The organism is Stenotrophomonas sp. K-6, from assembly GCF_056861555.1.
In genome coordinates this window covers 924382-940778 of record NZ_JBSPUC010000002.1, presented here as the reverse complement: position 1 = coordinate 940778, position 16397 = coordinate 924382, and the positions used below count along the sequence as shown (strand labels likewise).

Below are 16397 nucleotides of genomic sequence, written 5' to 3'. Positions count from 1 at the left end.
GAGCATGGCGGGTGCGAAACGGGGATGTCTGGCCGTACTGGCCGTGTTGCTGGTGCTGGCCCTGCTGGTTGCGGCCGCAGGCGCTTGGTTCTGGCATCGCCAGGGCGCCTTTGCCGATGCACCGGTCACCCCCAGCGCGGAGAGCGTGGTGATTGCCTCCGGTGATGGCTTCAGCACCGTGCTCGGCAAGCTGCGCCAGGCCGGCGTGGACAAAGGCAGCGACACCCAGTGGCAGCTGCTGGCACGCCAGCTCGATGCGGCCGGCAAACTCAAGGTGGGTGAATACGCGCTCGATCCCGCGCTGACCCCGCGCGAGCTGCTGACCCGTATGCGCCAGGGCCGCGTCCTGCAGCACCGCGTCACCATCGTGGAAGGCTGGAACATCCGTCAGCTGCGCGCCGCGCTCAAGCGCGCCGATCCGTTGGTGCACACCACCGATGAGCTGGACGATGCCGCCCTGATGAAGGCGGTCGGCTTCCCCGGTGAACACCCGGAAGGCCGCTTCCTGCCCGAGACCTACGTCTACCAGCGTGGCGACAGCGACATCGACGTGCTCAAGCGCGCGCATGCCGCGATGGAAAAAGAACTCACCGCCGCGTGGGACAGCCGCGTGGACGACCTGCCGCTGAACTCGCCGTATGAACTGCTGATCCTCGCCTCGATCATCGAGAAGGAAACCGCACTGCCCAGCGAGCGCCCGCAGATCGCCGGGGTGTTCATGCGCCGCCTGAAGATCGGCATGCGCCTGCAGACCGACCCGACCGTGATCTACGGCATCGGCAGCAGCTACGACGGCAACATCCGCAAGCGCGACCTCACCACCGATACGCCGTACAACACGTACACGCGCGCCGGCCTGACCCCGACCCCGATCGCCATGCCCGGGCGTGATGCGCTGCATGCCGCCGCGCAGCCGGCCAAGGGCGATGCGCTGTACTTCGTGGCCGTGGGCGACGGCAGTGGCGCGCACATCTTCTCGGCCAACTACACCGACCACAACGCCGCCGTTGCCCGCTACCTGCAGCAACTGCGCAGCAAACGCACCAACGAGGCCGCACCCCAATGAGTCCCGCGCTGCACCGGCACCCGCATTTCGTCAGCCTGGAAGGGGGCGAGGGTGCCGGCAAGACCACCGCCATCAACGCGATCCGCGAGGCCCTGCAGGCGCGTGGGCATGAGGTGGTGCTGACCCGCGAGCCCGGCGGCACCGCCCTGGCCGAGCGCATCCGCGCGCTGGTGCTCACGCCGGATGCGGAGATCGCCGCCGAGCCGCTCTCGGCCGAGGCCGAGCTGCTGCTGGTGTTCGCCGCCCGCGCCCAGCACGTGCGCCAAGTGATCGCCCCGGCGCTGCAGCGCGGCGCCTATGTGCTGTGCGATCGCTTCACCGATTCCAGCTACGCCTACCAGGGCGGTGGCCGCGGCCTGGACCCGGCGTGGATCGCCGATCTGGAGCGCCGCGCCGTCGGCCTGCTGCCTGGCCTGACCCTGCTGCTGGACGTGGACGTGGCGGTCGGCCGGGCGCGCGCCAACGGCCGCGACCTGTGGCCGGACCGCATCGAAAGCGAGCACGACGATTTCTTCCAGCGGGTACGCGCGGTGTTCCGCCAGCGTGCCAGCGAAGACCCCGCCCGTTACCGCCTGATCGACGCCAGCCAGGACCAGGCCGGCGTCGCCGGCGCGGTGGTGGCGGCCGTTGAGGCATGGTTGGCACAGGAGCCGGAACGTGGCTGAACCCTTTTCCCCTTGGCAGCAGCGCGCCTATGACCAGACCGTGGCCGCGCTCGACGCCGGTCGCCTCGGCCATGGCCTGCTGTTCTGCGGCCCGGCAGGCCTGGGCAAGCTGGGCGTCGCGCTGCGGCTGGCCGAGCACGTGCTGGGGCAGGGTGAGCCCGCCGCCGCCAAGCGCAGTGCCCAGCTGCTGGCCGCCGGCACCCACCCGGACCTGCAGCGGATCTCGTTCATCCCCAACAAATCCGGCGACAAGCTGCGCACCGAGATCGTGATCGAGCAGATCCGCGAGGTTTCGCAGAAGCTCTCGCTGACCCCGCAGTACGGCGTGGCCCAGGTGGTGATCGTCGATCCCGCCGACGCCATCAACCGCGCCGCCTGCAACGCCCTGCTCAAGACCCTGGAAGAGCCGCAGCCCGGCCGCTACCTGTGGCTGATCAGCGCCGACCCCGCTCGCCTGCCGGCTACCATCCGCAGCCGCTGCCAGCGCCTGGAGTTCAAGCTGCCGCCGCGCGAGGAAGCGCTCGCCTGGCTGCAGAGCCTGGGCCACAGCGAAGCCAGCGCCCGCGAAGCCCTGGATGCCGCCCGCGGCCACCCCGGCCTGGCCGACCAGTGGCTGCGCGAGGATGGCCTGAGCCTGCGCCGCCAGGTCGCCACCGACCTGGAAGCCCTCGTTGCCGGCCGCTCCGGCGCGGTGGAACTGGCCCAGCGCTGGACCGCCGACGACAACGCCGCCCTGCGCCTGCGCCACGCCGCCGATCTCGCCCTGGCCCAGGCCACCGGTAATGGCTTGACCGATCCCGATCGATTGCACAAGCTGGCCGCCTGGTTCGATGCGGCCAACCGCACCCGCGACCTGCTGCGCACCACGGTGCGCGCCGATCTTGCGGTGGTGGAGCTGCTGCTGGCCTGGGGAAAGGTCAACGAACGGCACGCCAAGGGGAATAGAGCATGAGCGCCACCAACGCCCGACAGGGCATCCTGTCCCTTGCCGTCAAGGACAAGGCCGCGCTGTACAGCGCCTACATGCCGTTCGTGAAGAACGGCGGCATCTTCGTGCCCACGCCCAAGCGCTACTTCCTGGGCGATGAGGTGTTCCTGCTGCTCACCCTGCCGGACTCCAGCGAGCGCCTGCCGGTGGCCGGCAAGGTGATCTGGGTGACCCCGGCCGGTGCGCAGGGCAACCGCGCGGCCGGCATCGGCGTACAGCTGGCCGACGGTGCGGAAGGGGAGACCGTCCGCCACCGGATCGAGACGCTGCTGGCCGGCATCCTGACCGCGGACAAGCCCACGCACACGATGTGAAGAAATTTCGGCGAAACCGTTGACGTCGAAATTTGCCGCCCTATAATGAGCGGCTCAGCAGCATCGGGCGGTTAGCTCAGCGGTAGAGCATTGCCTTCACACGGCAAGGGTCACAAGTTCGAACCTTGTACCGCCCACCATGATTCAGTCGAAAAAGCCTCCGGAAACGGGGGCTTTTTTGTTGGGGTGGATTAGCCATTCCAGGCTTGAGCAGAGCGACTTTGCGGACGGAATGGGCGACCCTAATATCCTCCGCATGGGTGGGACAATCACGCCGCAACGCAATCGGATGGGGGCGTTGAATAATCGCCTGGGCGCATCGTCGCTCAATAGAGTGACGAATGGAGAAGGTTCATGGAAGGAACGATTGGAACCCTGGCTCGGGTGATGATGTGGGTCGGCCTGGCTGCCTTCGCCTGCCGTGCGCAAGCGTCTGGCGCTGACAAGCCGCCTTCGTTCGAGGAAGTGCAGGCAGCGGCCAAGGCGGGTAGCGCTGTAGCCGAGAATGACCTGGGTAACAGGTATCTTCAGGGCGCTGGCGTTGCCAAAGACGAGGTGCAGGCGGCGACCTGGTATCGCAAAGCGGCTGAGCAGGGCTATGCGCCGGCCCAATCCGCGCTCGGCGGACTGTATCTGCACGGAGTTGGCGTGCCGCCAGACGCGATGCAGGCCAGCGACTGGATACGCAAGGCGGCGGAGCAGGGCGAAGCACTGGCACAGTCCGATCTTGGAATGATGTATCTCAAGGGAATTGCCGTCCCACAGGATGATGCCCAGGCCATCCTCTGGCTCCGTAAGGCGGCTGAGCAGGGTTCACCCGCGGGGCAATACAACCTTGCCAGTCTGTATCAACGAGGAGGTGCCGGCCTCGCTGAAGATGACGCTGAGGCAGTACGCTGGTACGGGAAGGCAGCTGTGCAGGCCGCCTCGCAGCTGGGCGTCAGGCAGTCCCGCCAGAAGCTCTGCGAGTATCGCGGCGAAAACAGTGTGTGGTGTTCCGAGGTCGATACGCCTGGGGCTTTCGGTACCGTGGAGGACTTGGTGGCGGCGGCCGAGCGCGGTGACGCAAAAGCGCAGAGCGCACTCGGTGATATGTATCAGCGGGGTCTCGGTGTGCAGAAGGACGTGGCTCAATCGGCCGACTGGTACCGCAAGGCGGCAGCGTCGGGGTACGCCCCGGCTCAGGCCATGCTGGGATACATGTACTACGAGGGGATCGGCGTGACCAAGGACATTGATGCGGGTCTGTTTCTGTACTGCAAAGCTGCTGCACAGGGAAACTCACGGGCGCGGGCGAATCTCGAGATCATGCAGATTTACGGGCAATTCGATCCGAAACAATGTTCAGTTCGTCTCGCGCGGTGACGATCGAACGTTCAAGCTGACGAGAGTTATGATCTCTGTAGTTCCGCTTCCGAGTCGGGTGTCCGTTATGTGCCTACGCAGTTCTTGGCTGGCGGCTTCGAAGTGATTCTCTGTGTGAAGCTGTCCGCTCTTGGCCGGAAGCACACACTCGCATGCCCGGCGTGCTCACGGCTTCGGCCGCGCGAGGTGCAGTCTATCGCTTGTTAGCTCGACCCGGCCGCCCTAAGATCGGGCTGCGTTAATCAAGACGTCGAGCCTTTAACTCAAATGCTCCAACATACTTGTATGTCTGATGCCCTGCGGGATCGAGAAGTTATGTCAATGGAACTGATCTACGAGTCTCCAGATGGCGAGCTTCGACTAATAGAGCCGACGGAGCGACAAATCACAGACATTGTTCTCTTGTCTCCAGCCTCTTACTGGCAGCAAGGAGGCAATGGCCAAGCTCTGCTTTCCGTCGCCGATCGTCCCAGCCTAACGATCATGCAGCCAGACGTTGGTCGATTCTTCTTAGAAATTTTCTTGGAGGATCGACTTGTGCCCTACGATGGAGGAAGTTGCGAGGAATTTTTGGTGACAGAGATGGGGGCGACCCGTTTCGCGTTCCTTTGGCCTGTACGGTTACGCCCAGCATTGCAGCTTCTGTTCTTGCGGAGTTCGTACGCACTCGCAGGCAGCCAGGCGGAGTTTGTTGGGTGCCTATGGGGGACGTGCCTTTCGAGATCGGTTGGTACGATGAGTAAAAGTGCAGCGCGTCAGAGGCGGTGCCCCGAGAGCTTGTAAGCCTGTGGCCGATAGCAGACGCGCCGTCGAGACGGGACGGTTAACCCAGTCGTAGCGTCTGCTTCCGACTGAAAGTGCAATTTGGTCAGCTGCTCAGTATCGGCGACGCTTCAGTTGCTCCTCGGGCTACGCCCGACTAACCCGAACGGAACCAGGAGATTGCGTCATGCGTTGGGTCAGGCTTCTATCCACGTTCTTCATGGCCACCTTCGCCACGGCCTGCGATGCACAGACAACCACAAATACGGACCTCGATTACGACCAATTGATCCAGCTTGATGCCGAAAATCTGGCAGAGGCCGGTATTGGCGAGGCCTACTTGCAGCTGCTGCCAGAACTGCGGAAGTATGTCTCCCAACCCGCGCGCGTCGAAGAACTGATTGACCCTGACCTACCGCGTTACGCTATCCGGGTCAACGGTACGGAGTACGTCATCTATTCTCCTGAGAGTGGGGAGAATGAAGGTGCGAGCTGGGGGACCGCTACTTACGTATTCTTCAAGTTGGTCAATGAGCAACTCGCCAGTGCAGACGTTCGCTTCTTCGCGGTCAATGCAGGCAATGATCTGGGTGGTTTGTTCCTCACCCCAGAGCAGGCAGAGGTATCGCGAGTCACGCTTCGACGCCCTTCTGACTGGCCGTATCTACCAGAAGCCGACGGCCCTTGGTACGGGCAGCATCACTAGCTGAGATTGCAGAATTACGCTCTGGTCGAGGGTTGAAATTGGTGCTGCAGCGATTTCCTCGAAAAGCTCATGTCGACCCAAGCTCTCCACGCACTTCCTCAACAAACGCCCGCCCCACCGGCACCTCAGCCCCATCATTCAACACCAACCAGTAACGGCTCCCCGAAGCCGCATGCAACGTCCGTACATGCGTCAGATTGACCAGATACGACCGATGGCAACGCAAAAAGTCCGGCGGTAGCACGGCTGTAAGACTCGCCAGCGATTTGTCATGCAGCTCACTCCGCCCATCGCGCATACGTACTTCGCTGTAATCCCCATCAGCACGAATCCAAAGCACATCGGCCAGCTCAACCATCGCCGTCCCCTGCGCATGCCAGATGCCCAGGTAACGCGCCGCGCCAGACCGATACCGGCCAACATCCAGCAGCCGCTCCAGCGCCTGCCCCAGCCGTTCGCGTGAGAAAGGCTTCGGCACGAAGTCCAACACCCCATGCTCAAACGCCTGCAGCGCCTGCTCCCGATGCGCGGAGACCACTACGCAGTGATAGCGCCCAGCCACCACCCGCCTCAGAAGATCGAAGCCATCTTCTCCGCCCAGATTCAAATCCAGCAGCAGGCCGTCGTACACGCTGCGCTGCAGCCGGTCACCGGCAGCGTCCAGGTCGGCCACGGCATCGAATCGCGCGCGGCTGCCAGCCAGTTCGGTACACATCCGCAGCAGCCGCTGGCGAACCAAGAGCTCATCTTCGACGATCAGGACGCGCATGCCAGCTCCATGCGGCCGTACCAGTCGTGGCCATCGGGGCCCTGCTCAAAGCGCCAGCCCTCCGGACAGGTAGCTGCAAGGCTGGCCTCGATATAGCGGGTGCCCGTGCCTTGCCCGCGATGCGGGGCAGTGCCGCGTGCGCTGCGAAGCTGCAATATCCATCGGTCGTCCTCGCGTTGAACACGCAGGCGGAACGGATGCTCGGCACACGCGACGGCTCCTGCATGAGTCAGCGCATTCTCCACCTGCGCATGCAGCACGCCGGGCGGCAGCCACAGGCCATTGAGCTCGCCCTCGACCTCGAAACCGATGTGGCGATCCAGCGCAAGGCCGACGATGTCCAGGTGGTTGCGGCACAGCGCCAGCTCTTCTTCCAGCGGCACGCTGGGGCGGGTACTACTTTCACGCAGGCGGTCGAATTGCTCGGCCAGGGATTCCACAAGGCGGCTGGCGCGCACGGGCGCCTGTTCGATCAGTTCCTGCAGGCCGGTGAGGGTGTTCATCAGCCAATGCGGCTGGATGCCCCGTTGCAGCAGCTGCAGCGAGAGGCGGGCACGCTCTTCGCGCAGCTGCGCGTTGTGGTGGTCCAGCGTCCGCAGCTGGGCGGCGTGGCGGATCAGCAGAAACCCCATCAGCACGGCCAGGAACAGGAAGTAGGGGCCGTCGAGGAAAATCCCGCCAGCGAGCGGCGCGGCGAGTGCACCGGCCACTACGAGGGTCAGGATCGGCCAGCGCTCGTCGGGCTCGACGCGGGCGCGCAGCAGCACGTAGGCGGAGGTCAGCAGGCTGAGCAGCAGGAGTGCGGCGCCGCGGCCGTCGAAGCTGGGCACGAAGACGGCCAGCGCCAGCAGTGTGGCGAGATAGGCGATGCGGGCTGTCTTCGGCACCGCGACGCCGAAACGACGCGCCAGGTAAGCCGGCAGCAGGATCGCCGCGGCGAGGTGCAGCAGAAGCAGCATGAGCAGTCGTGGGCCGTGCCACGGATAGGCATAGCCGACCAGCGGCCGCCATGCTTCGACAACGGGCAGCGCAAGGCCGACGACCCCCAATGCGAGCAGCAGGCGCGCACCCGGCACCGGTGGACGGCCGCGCTGTGCAGCGAGGAAGTAGAGGCAGGCCGCACCCAGCGCCCCTGTGGCAAGCGCGGCGATCAACCACGGTCCAAGGCTGAGGCGGTAGATCGAGGCGGCCGGCCCGACCGCAACGAAGGCATCCGCGCCCCGCAGCTTGAACCACTGATGGTGGCTGGAGGCGAGCAGGACCAGCGCGTCGGTGCTGCTGGAGGACGGGGGCGGCAGCACACGGATGATGTCCACCTGTCCCGGCTGCTCTTCGCCCGCGTTGCGGCCGACGGTGCCATTGGCGGCCAACGGCTTGCCGTTCCAGAAGGGCTGGCTGGCCGCGCGCACCGAGATGCGCAGTGCACGGTCAGCCGCGTCGTGTGCGGTCGGCGCAGGCAGGCGCCAGCGCAGCCAGTAAGGGCCGCGCCACTGCACCAGCTCGCGTTGGTTGGCCGGTTGCCACTGCAGTGTCGCCGGCGGCGCGGTGAGCAGCGCGCCATCAGCCCCCAACGTGGCGGGTGCCATCTCCTGGGGCTCGTAGTAGTGCACGCCCGGTGGGGGCGCGACCAACAGCAGCCACGCGGCGACCGCGATGAGCAGCACGGCGAGGGCGGTCAGGGTGCGTGGGATCTGCATGGGCCCATCGTATCGGTTGCACGGAGTCACTGGACCCCCGCCTGGAGCTGTTCGGCGGACGGGCGCTCCTCGGTTGCCTTGGCCGAGGTGATGCTGGCGGCGTAGTGCATGCGCCAGCCCTCGGCGCCTGGTTCCCCTTCCTCCTACGCGGAGTCCGTCATGTCCACTGTCTCGTCCCGCCTGTTCCCTTCCTCTTCGTCCGGTCGACGCCTGCGGGTTACGCGACTGGCGGCACTGTGTCTCGCCCTTGTCGGCGCCTCGCCTGTACTGGCACGTGACGCGTCGGCGCCGCTGGTGTTCACCCCGTACGCGTTCGAGACGCAGAAGCACGGCACCATCGACGCCGAGGCGGGCTATCTGGAGGTGCCGCGTCGGCATGCCGATCCCAACGGCCCGCGCATGCGTCTGCGGGTGGTGCGCCTGCCGGCGACCGGCGGCAATGGCCGTGTGGCCCCGGTGGTGTATCTGGCCGGCGGTCCCGGTGGCTCGGGCGTCGGGACTGGGCGCGGTCCGCGCTGGCCGGTGTTCGATCAGGTCCGCCGCGAGACCGATGTGCTGCTGCTCGATCAGCGCGGGGCGGGTGAGTCCGAGCCGCCGCCGTCGTGCCCGCACCAGCACACGTTCGACGATGCACAGCCGCTGCAGCACGATGCGGCGCTCGCCGCGCTGCGTGACGTCGCCGCCCGCTGCGTGGCGTACTGGCGGGAAGCCGGTGTGGACCTGGGGGCGTACACCACTGCCGAGAGTGCCGGTGACCTGGAGGACCTGCGGCGCGCGTTGAAGGTGCCGAAGATCAGCCTGTGGGGCATGAGCTACGGCACCCATCTGGCGCTGGCCACGGTGCGCCTGCACGGCGCCGGTCTGGACCGCGTGGTGCTGATGGGGACGGAAGGCCCCGACGACACCTTGAAGCTGCCGCTGTCGGCCGATGCGCTGCTGGCGGAGCTGAGCGTGCTGGCGAAGGGGGCGGGCTTCGACGATCTGACCGGCTCGGCCACGCGCGTTCTGGCAGCCCTGCGCGAGCAGCCGCGCCAAGGCCACAGTGTCATGCACGGCGGCAAGCCGGTGATGATCGGCGAGTTCGACGCGCAGTTGGCGATCAGTGCCTGTCTCGGGCGCCGCATGACCCAGCAGTGGCTGCCGCTGATCCTGCGCGATGCCGAGAACGGTGACTACGACCTGCTGGCAGCGATGGTCCTGCTGCTGCGCAGTGAACACGGCAGCTACGGCGCGATGCCGCTGGCGATGGATGTGGCGTCCGGCCAGACTCCGCAGCGCCGCGTACTGGTCGACGCCCAGTCACGCCAGAGTCTGTTCGGCGATGCGCTGAACTTCCCGTTCCCCGCGCTTGGGGATGGGCTGGGGCTGGTCGATCTTGGCGATGCTTTCCGTGGGCCGCTGCGCAGCACGGTGCCGGTGCTGTTCATCAGTGGGACATTGGATGGGCGCACGCCGCCCGCCAATGCCGAGGCATTGCGGCCCGGGTTCAGCGACAGCCGCACATTGCGGGTGCGCGGGGCCTGCCACGACAACGAACTGTGGCTCGGGAACCCTGCCATCGCTGCGGGTATCACGGACTTCCTGGCAGGTCGGCCAGTGGTTGATGCGGAGCTGGACGTGGGGGCGCCGGTGTTTGCGCGTAGCAAGAGCGATCTGGTGGATCCGCGGGGGCGCTGAGGGCTGCCCGCAAGTGCGCCTGTGTGCAGGCGCTGTGGACCGGCCGAGGTGTATGGTTTCGGCTGGCCACGGCGCTTGCGCCAATACAGGAGGACGCGATGACCGATTCAGCGGTGGCATCCGTGCACGGCACGCCCGACGACTACGGCGACACGCTGTACCGGGTGTACTTCGAAGTGGGCGAGTGGGAAGGGATCGCGCGCGATGCCATCATTGCCTTCCTTGTCGAGCGTGCCAACGATCATCCGGCTTTTGATTTCGACGACTCGCTGCTGCACGCGCGGCCCCACGGTTATGAAGTGGACCTGCCGATGCAGCTGATTCCCGAGGTAGTGCGTGCACTGGCCGAGCGGAATGTGGCGGTGTATCAGGTGGTCCGGCTCGGCGGGATCTGACCGGCACGCCACCTGCTGGGGACAGGGGCCTTGGCAGTACCTGCGCATGACCGCCTCGGCTAAGATGCCCGCCATCGCCGGAGACCGGCTGCACGGCAAGGAAGACCGATGTGTAAGTCAGCCCGCGATTCAGTAGCCGCGTCAGTGCGATGGGCAGCCGCTGCGCTGTTGCTTCTCCCGCTGCCTGCGATGGCCTCTGATTTCACCGGGTTTCTGACCCTCTACATTGCCATGCCGATCTTCGCGCTCACAGGGGTGGTGCTTGGTGTCCTGCTGATCTTCCGTCGTCTTCTCTGGGTACGTGTCGTGGGGACGGTTGTCGGTGTGCCGATCCTGCTTGCTGGTATCGGTGTCGCTTACGTGGACACCTGGCGGCTCTGGCCGCAGACCACTCACGGCGAGCCTCTTCTTCGGGCGACGGCAGTCATCCTTTGTGCGTTGGTGTGGCTGACGCTGGCAGCCTTGGTCTGGCTGTTGTGGCGTTGGCCGACACGGCCCCGGCAAACCGGCACGCCCACCGCTGTATCGCAGGCGCCGGATTCCCCATGATCACCGGCGGGCGCACTGCGCGTCCGTTCCACCCGTTTTCCAACCCGGATAGAGGCAGCAATGGCGGATCCTTACAACAGCGGTGGCCGCGCAGGCCCCGCAACCCGGCTCGACGATGCCATGGTGACCACGGCGATGGAGCTGCCCGGCTTCCGCGTGGTGCGCAGCCTGGGCGTAGTGCGCGGCATCACCGTGCGTTCTCGGTCGATCGTGGGCAACTTCCTGGGCGGGCTGCAGACCATCTTCGGCGGCAACATCACCATCTATACGCAACTGTGCGAGCAGGCGCGCGAAGAGACCTACCGGGACATGTCCAACCATGCGCGCATGCTCGGTGCCAACGCGATCATCGCAATGCGCTATGACGCTACCGACGTGATGACCGGCCTGACCGAAGTGCTGTGCTACGGCACGGCGGTGATCGTCGAACCAACGCACCTCTAAGCTGCCCGCTCGCGATACGTCCCGCGTATCGCAGCCTCCTGTGTTTGGTATTGGCATCCGCGCCGCAGCGGGCGGATGCTGTCTGCATGACAATCAACGACACACTTTCTTTCGCTGGCCAGGTAGCTCTGGTCACCGGCGCCGCCGGCGGCCTCGGCTTCGCCTACAGCCAGTTGCTCGCACAGCGCGGCGCACACGTGGTGATGCAGGATATCGGGGCAGGGCTGGATGGCACCGGCAGCGATCCGCAGCGGATCGATCAGGCAGTCGCGTGCCTGCGAGCGGCTGGCCTCTCTGTCGAGGCCAGCCATCAGGGCATCGCTACCCGCACCGGGGCCGCCACACTGGTCGCCGAGCTGCTGCAGCAGCATGGCCGCCTGGACGTGATCCTGCACAACGCAGGCTGGGTCGAGTATCAACAGATCGAGGCCGTGGACGAGGATCGCTTCGACCACATGATGGCGGTCGCGGCCAAGGCACCGCTGTGGCTGGCCCAGGCGGCCTGGCCGGCGATGCAGGCGCAGGGGCATGGCCGCATCGTGCTGACCACCTCCGACCGCGCGCTGTATCCGCAGTACGTGCAGCACGGGCTGGCGGCCTACGCGGCGGCGAAGTCGGCCGCGGTCGGCATCGTCAACGTGCTGGCGGCCGAGGGCGCGGCGCATGGCATCGTGGTCAATGCGGTGTCGCCCGTGGCCAAGACCCGCATGTGGGGCGTGCACGGCGAGCCGGATGAACTGTATCCGGAGGCGGTAGCACCCGGTGTGGTGTTCCTGGCCTCGCGCGCCTGCACCGAGGGTGGCTGGATCCTGCGCGCGAGCAACGGCCAGTTCCATGCCACGCGGCTGACCGAGGCCCAGGGCGTGCGCTATCCGCGCGACCTGCAGGCGGTGTCCGCCGGCAGTGTGGAGCAGGTCGCCGCGCAGTGGCTGCAGATCGCCAAGGCTGCCATCGAGCCGCGCTGACGCCTGCGCACGCCCCGACGTACTACCCTTGCGGCTGTTTTCCCGTTCCGGCACCGCCCCATGGTCGATCTTCGCCAGCTCCGTCAGTTCGTCGCCGTCGCCGAGGAGCTGCACTTCCACCGTGCGGCCGCGCGTCTGCATATGTCGCAGCCGCCGCTGACCGCGGCGATCCGCAAGCTGGAAGAGGAGATCGGGGCGGAGCTGATCCAGCGCGGCAACCGCACGCTTGGGCTGACGGTTGCGGGCCAGACGCTGCTGGCCGAAGCGCGCCTGATCCTGCAGCAGGCCGACCACGCGTTGCTCGCCACCCGTGATGCCGCCGCCGGGCGTACGGGCCTGGTCAGGCTGGGCTATGTGGGCAGCGCGCTTTACGGGCGGTTGCCGCAGGTGATCCGCGCCTTCCGTGCGCAGCATCCGCAGGTGCGGCTGGAGCTGATCGAAGCGACCTCGGCAGGGCAGCTCACGCTGCTGCGCGAGGGTCGCATCGACGTGGCGGTGCTGATTCCCCCGATCCATGATGCGGCGGACATGCGGCTGCAGGACTTCGACGAGGACCGCTTGGCCATTGCACTGCCCCGCGCCCATTCGCTGGCGCAGCAGGTCACCGTTCCGGTTGAAGCGCTGGCGGCCGAACCGTTCGTACTGTGGCCCGCGCGCGAGGGGCAGGGCTTCCATGCGCAGGTGATCCATCTCTGTGCGGAGGCCGGGTTCAGCCCGCGGGTGGTACAGGAGGCGCACGGGATGCATGCCGTGCTGTCTCTGGTGGCGGTGGAAGCCGGTGTAGCAATCGTGCCGGCCAGCATGGTCGGCTTTCGCGCTGACGAAATCGTCTACCGGCCGATCACCGGCGAGGCGGCGCGCTTCGCGTTGCAGCTGTGCACGCCGGCCAGTGAGCCCGCGCCCGCGCTGCGGCATTTCCTGGACCTGGCCACTGAGGCGTCTGGACTGCCTGTGCGGTAAAGCGGGCAGGGCGCGTCAGCGCGTCAGGACAGCGTTCAACGCCGCCATGGCCTCGGCTGCCACGGCATGCGGATCACGCGACTTCAGGGCATCGTTGAACACCTCCAGCCCGATCGGGCCGGCATAGCCCATCGTCGCCAACGCGTCGATCAGCGTCTCCAGCGGCCATATACCTTCACCCGGCAGGCAGCGGTGATGCCGCGCCTGTGCAGTGACCTGCCCAGGCAACGGCTGGGTCCGCACATCCGACAGCTGCACCAGCGCAATGCGCTCCACCGGAACGTCGCGAAGATCATCGGCGGTACGCCCGGCAGCGAACAGGTGGAAGGCATCGACCACGATGTCCAGGTTCGGTGCGCCGACCTGCTCGATCTGCTGCCACGCCGAGGGCAGGGTGGAATGCAGGCGGCTCCACGCCATGCCTTCGTAAGCGATCCGCAACCCCTGCTCGGCAGCACGCTCGCACAGCCAGCGCAGGTCCTCGGTGACGCGCTCGGGTGCGTAGTCCGTCGCCGTACAGGCGGGCACCAGCACGGCACCTGCACCCACGTCGTTGGCCAGTGCGAGCAACGACATCGCCTCTGCGCGCTTGGCCTCACGCGTGGTGGTGGAGGCGCCATCGAAATCCAGCAGCACCTGCACATCGGTGAGTTGCAGGCCGGTGCGCGCAAGCACGGCGCGGACGTCGGCGGCCGATGAGGACGCGACATCTTCGCGCCACAGCTCAACCTGCGCGAACCCGGCGGCCGCGGCAGCATCGAGTTTCTCGCCGGTGCTGCCGCCAAGCAGGACGGTATTGAGGAAGCGGGGGCCGGGCAATCGGGTCATCGGGGTAACACCTGTGCGCGATGTGTATCTCGTGCTGCATGCTATCGATCCGGGCATCGGCATCCTGTGCAGATGCGTCCGCGCCGCCTCAATGCGTGCGTTTCACCCACGCCCGCACCACCAGCGCGATGAGCGCGGTGAACACCAGCCACGAGATGACGTCGAACACGCCGTCGCCGATCAGGGCGCTGACCAGCCCGACCACGCTGGCCAGTGCGATCCACGCCGGGGCGATGAACGGGCTGCGCGGTGGTTGCACCGGCGCGTTCATGCGGCACCGCCGGTCTTGGCGGCGCGCTCGATCTCGGTGACGCGTGCCTCGGTACTGCCGCGCTTCACCCACAGGTACAGGCCGCTGATCAGCACCACGATGGTGAGCAGATCCAGCAGGACCCACAGGATCTTCAGCGGCAGCCTGCCGTAGTCGCCGAAGTGCAGCGGCTGGCTCAGCAGCAGCACGCTCATATAGGTCGGCAACTGCGGCTGCGCGGTGAGCTCGCCGGTCTTGGCATCGATCAGTACGGGGCGATACAGCCGTTCGGTGAGCGCGGTGTTGCCCTGCATGAACACCCCATAGTGATGGTCACCGCTGTAGCCGGTGCCGGGGAAGCTGACAAAAGCTGGGCGCATGCCGGGCTCGGCGGCGCGGGCGGTGTCCACGGCGGCCTGCAGCGAAGCCAGGCTGGCTGGGCGCGGTTGGCCGGCATAGCGGGCGGCGAACTCGCCGAGCTGTTCGCTCTGCCAGGCCTGTTCCAGCGGCTTGGCGATGGTGTTGATGGCGCCGGTGATGCCCACCACCAGTGCCCAGCCGAGGGTGACGATGCCAAGTACGTTGTGCAGGTCCAGCCAGGCCAGCCGACGGTTGCGACCGGTGCGCAGCGTGCCGAAGCGCTGCTTGCGCATGAACGGTCCGTACAGCACCAGCCCGGAGATGATCGCGACCGCGAACAACAGCCCCATCGCGCCCATGAACAACATGCCCGGCAGACCGAGGAACAGATCGGTGTGCAGCCGGTACAGGAAATACATCACGCCTTCGTTGAACTGCGCGGCCGGCAGTACCTCGCCGGTGGTCGCATGCAGCAGCGCGGTGTGCATCTGCGGCGGCGGCGTGTCCGCGCGGGCGCCGGTGTTGACATACACGGTGGGCGCATCCGGATCCCAACCGACGAACAGCGGCACATCGCCGGGATACTGCGCCAGCGCGGTGCTTACCTGCGCGTCCAGATCACGCGGCGTGGCGTCGGCGGCGGTTGTGGCGACCTCTGGCTCGCTGAGGTGGGCGATCTCCTCGGCGAACACCAGCGGCAGGCCGGTCAGGCACAACAGCAGCAGGAACAAGGTACAGACGAGGCTCGTCCACTTGTGGATGACAAACCAGGCCTTGATGGTGGCACGTTGCATGAAAGCTCTCTGGCGATGGCTGGAGGCACGCGGTATGGGCCGGGATTATCGAGACGGGGGTCCGCAAACGCAAATGCGTCTCACATCTTTGGCAAGAGGTGAGAAGGACGTTTTCATCTCGTTGACCCATTCCGTTCACGGTTTCGATGCCCGTCGGCCATTAGCGTAGATCGTCCCCACCGCACTTGGAGACCTGCCATGAATCCCCTGCAGACGGCCGCACGCGCGATGCGCAACGGACTGGAAGAAGTGGCGGCCCTGCTGGTCGGCGAGCGTGCCGAATCCCTGCGCCGGGACGATACCGCCGCACCCGGAGTGGGCATTCCGATGCCGCGCCGGCTGCCCCTCAAGCGCCCGCTGCTGCACGGGCGCAAGGGCATGGCCCCGTGGCAGAAGGTGGGACCGGGGCGTCGCTAAGGGCGCTGGGCATCGGCGGGATGGTTGACCCCGTCGTTGACCGGTACTTCACCGATGTCGAACGGATTGATCCCGTCCAGGCAGCCGACGTTGTAGCCGTATTCGTCCGGCGATGATCGGCGCTGGTGGTGGGTATAAATGCCACACACGCCGCAGAAGTGATGTCGCGCTACCTGCGTGTTGAACTGATACAGGCGCAGCTCGTCGTCCCCCTGTACGACCTCCAGATCGGCCAGCTTCACAGAGGCGACGATCGCGCCCCGCCGCCGGCACATCGAGCAGTCGCAGCGCCGGGGCGAGACCACGCCGTCTGGCAGGTGCAGGCGCAGGACGACGGCGCCGCAGTGACACCGGAGTAAATGATGCCGCTGGATGGGGACACCCCCGACCGTGGTCAGACCCTGCATGGATGGCGCGTCCTGTAGC

General features: G+C 66.4%; 19 protein-coding genes and 1 tRNA gene. 14 read left to right on the top strand and 6 right to left on the bottom strand.

Annotated features, from left to right (window positions below):
• The first annotated feature begins 4 nt into the window (after nt 1-4).
• From mltG to AC13F7_RS09710, 7 genes are all read left to right on the top strand, one after another.
• The gene (gene mltG / locus AC13F7_RS09740) at nt 5-1066 is read left to right on the top strand and encodes an endolytic transglycosylase MltG (RefSeq protein WP_483000016.1); all 1062 of its coding nucleotides are present in this window, start codon (nt 5-7) and stop codon (nt 1064-1066) included.
• On the top strand, nt 1063-1731 hold the full coding sequence (tmk, locus tag AC13F7_RS09735; protein ID WP_483000014.1) for a dTMP kinase: 669 nt from the start codon (nt 1063-1065) through the stop codon (nt 1729-1731). Before mltG ends, tmk begins: the two co-directional genes overlap by 4 nt.
• The gene (locus tag AC13F7_RS09730) at nt 1724-2683 is read left to right on the top strand and encodes a DNA polymerase III subunit delta' (RefSeq protein WP_483000012.1); all 960 of its coding nucleotides are present in this window, start codon (nt 1724-1726) and stop codon (nt 2681-2683) included. Before tmk ends, AC13F7_RS09730 begins: the two co-directional genes overlap by 8 nt.
• Complete coding sequence (locus AC13F7_RS09725; RefSeq protein ID WP_088432861.1) at nt 2680-3033, top strand: PilZ domain-containing protein; 354 nt, start codon at nt 2680-2682, stop codon at nt 3031-3033. The genes AC13F7_RS09730 and AC13F7_RS09725 overlap by 4 nt, the downstream gene beginning before the upstream one ends.
• A gap of 65 nt (nt 3034-3098) precedes the next feature.
• Nucleotides 3099-3173 (top strand) — tRNA-Val (locus AC13F7_RS09720).
• A 214-nt stretch (nt 3174-3387) separates the two neighbouring features.
• Entirely contained in the window at nt 3388-4398 is a 1011-nt protein-coding gene (locus tag AC13F7_RS09715) for a tetratricopeptide repeat protein (protein ID WP_483000010.1), read from the top strand.
• Nucleotides 4399-5347: 949 nt separating this feature from the next.
• Nucleotides 5348-5866 (top strand): hypothetical protein, encoded by a 519-nt coding sequence (locus AC13F7_RS09710; protein ID WP_483000008.1) that lies wholly within the window; start codon nt 5348-5350, stop codon nt 5864-5866.
• Nucleotides 5867-5933: 67 nt separating this feature from the next.
• Here the strand turns inward: AC13F7_RS09710 and AC13F7_RS09705 are convergent, their stop codons facing one another.
• Nucleotides 5934-6635 (bottom strand): LytR/AlgR family response regulator transcription factor, encoded by a 702-nt coding sequence (locus tag AC13F7_RS09705; RefSeq protein WP_483000006.1) that lies wholly within the window; start codon nt 6633-6635, stop codon nt 5934-5936.
• Nucleotides 6623-8332, bottom strand: a complete 1710-nt coding sequence (locus AC13F7_RS09700; RefSeq protein ID WP_483000004.1) for a histidine kinase — start codon at nt 8330-8332, stop codon at nt 6623-6625. The genes AC13F7_RS09705 and AC13F7_RS09700 overlap by 13 nt, the downstream gene beginning before the upstream one ends.
• 159 nt (nt 8333-8491) lie before the next feature.
• Between AC13F7_RS09700 and AC13F7_RS09695 the strand changes: the two genes are divergently transcribed.
• The 6 genes from AC13F7_RS09695 to AC13F7_RS09670 all read left to right on the top strand — a co-directional run bounded on the left by AC13F7_RS09695 (nt 8492) and on the right by AC13F7_RS09670 (nt 13322).
• Nucleotides 8492-10009, top strand: a complete 1518-nt coding sequence (locus AC13F7_RS09695) for an alpha/beta fold hydrolase (protein WP_483000002.1) — start codon at nt 8492-8494, stop codon at nt 10007-10009.
• A 98-nt stretch (nt 10010-10107) separates the two neighbouring features.
• Nucleotides 10108-10404: a hypothetical protein gene (locus AC13F7_RS09690; protein WP_483000000.1), complete on the top strand. Its 297-nt coding sequence runs from the start codon at nt 10108-10110 to the stop codon at nt 10402-10404.
• A 189-nt stretch (nt 10405-10593) separates the two neighbouring features.
• Entirely contained in the window at nt 10594-10953 is a 360-nt protein-coding gene (locus tag AC13F7_RS09685; protein ID WP_346472567.1) for a hypothetical protein, read from the top strand.
• A 60-nt stretch (nt 10954-11013) separates the two neighbouring features.
• The gene (locus tag AC13F7_RS09680) at nt 11014-11397 is read left to right on the top strand and encodes a YbjQ family protein (protein ID WP_482999998.1); all 384 of its coding nucleotides are present in this window, start codon (nt 11014-11016) and stop codon (nt 11395-11397) included.
• Nucleotides 11398-11483: 86 nt separating this feature from the next.
• Nucleotides 11484-12362: an SDR family NAD(P)-dependent oxidoreductase gene (locus AC13F7_RS09675; RefSeq protein WP_482999996.1), complete on the top strand. Its 879-nt coding sequence runs from the start codon at nt 11484-11486 to the stop codon at nt 12360-12362.
• Between the two features lie 60 nt (nt 12363-12422).
• On the top strand, nt 12423-13322 hold the full coding sequence (locus AC13F7_RS09670) for a LysR family transcriptional regulator (protein ID WP_482999994.1): 900 nt from the start codon (nt 12423-12425) through the stop codon (nt 13320-13322).
• A gap of 15 nt (nt 13323-13337) precedes the next feature.
• Here AC13F7_RS09670 and AC13F7_RS09665 read toward each other — a convergent pair whose 3' ends face one another.
• The 3 genes from AC13F7_RS09665 to AC13F7_RS09655 all read right to left on the bottom strand — a co-directional run bounded on the left by AC13F7_RS09665 (nt 13338) and on the right by AC13F7_RS09655 (nt 15554).
• Nucleotides 13338-14150 (bottom strand): sugar phosphate isomerase/epimerase family protein, encoded by an 813-nt coding sequence (locus AC13F7_RS09665; RefSeq protein WP_482999992.1) that lies wholly within the window; start codon nt 14148-14150, stop codon nt 13338-13340.
• 88 nt (nt 14151-14238) lie between these two features.
• Entirely contained in the window at nt 14239-14421 is a 183-nt protein-coding gene (locus AC13F7_RS09660; RefSeq protein ID WP_482999990.1) for a hypothetical protein, read from the bottom strand.
• Nucleotides 14418-15554 (bottom strand): PepSY-associated TM helix domain-containing protein, encoded by a 1137-nt coding sequence (locus AC13F7_RS09655; RefSeq protein WP_482999989.1) that lies wholly within the window; start codon nt 15552-15554, stop codon nt 14418-14420. Before AC13F7_RS09655 ends, AC13F7_RS09660 begins: the two co-directional genes overlap by 4 nt.
• A 198-nt stretch (nt 15555-15752) precedes the next feature.
• Between AC13F7_RS09655 and AC13F7_RS09650 the strand changes: the two genes are divergently transcribed.
• A complete protein-coding gene (locus AC13F7_RS09650) occupies nt 15753-15971 on the top strand; it encodes a hypothetical protein (protein WP_482999987.1) in 219 nt (72 codons plus the stop codon).
• Here AC13F7_RS09650 and AC13F7_RS09645 read toward each other — a convergent pair.
• Nucleotides 15968-16378 (bottom strand): GFA family protein, encoded by a 411-nt coding sequence (locus tag AC13F7_RS09645; RefSeq protein WP_482999985.1) that lies wholly within the window; start codon nt 16376-16378, stop codon nt 15968-15970. The two genes, AC13F7_RS09650 and AC13F7_RS09645, sit on opposite strands and share 4 nt — an antisense overlap.
• Nucleotides 16379-16397 lie beyond the last annotated feature (19 nt).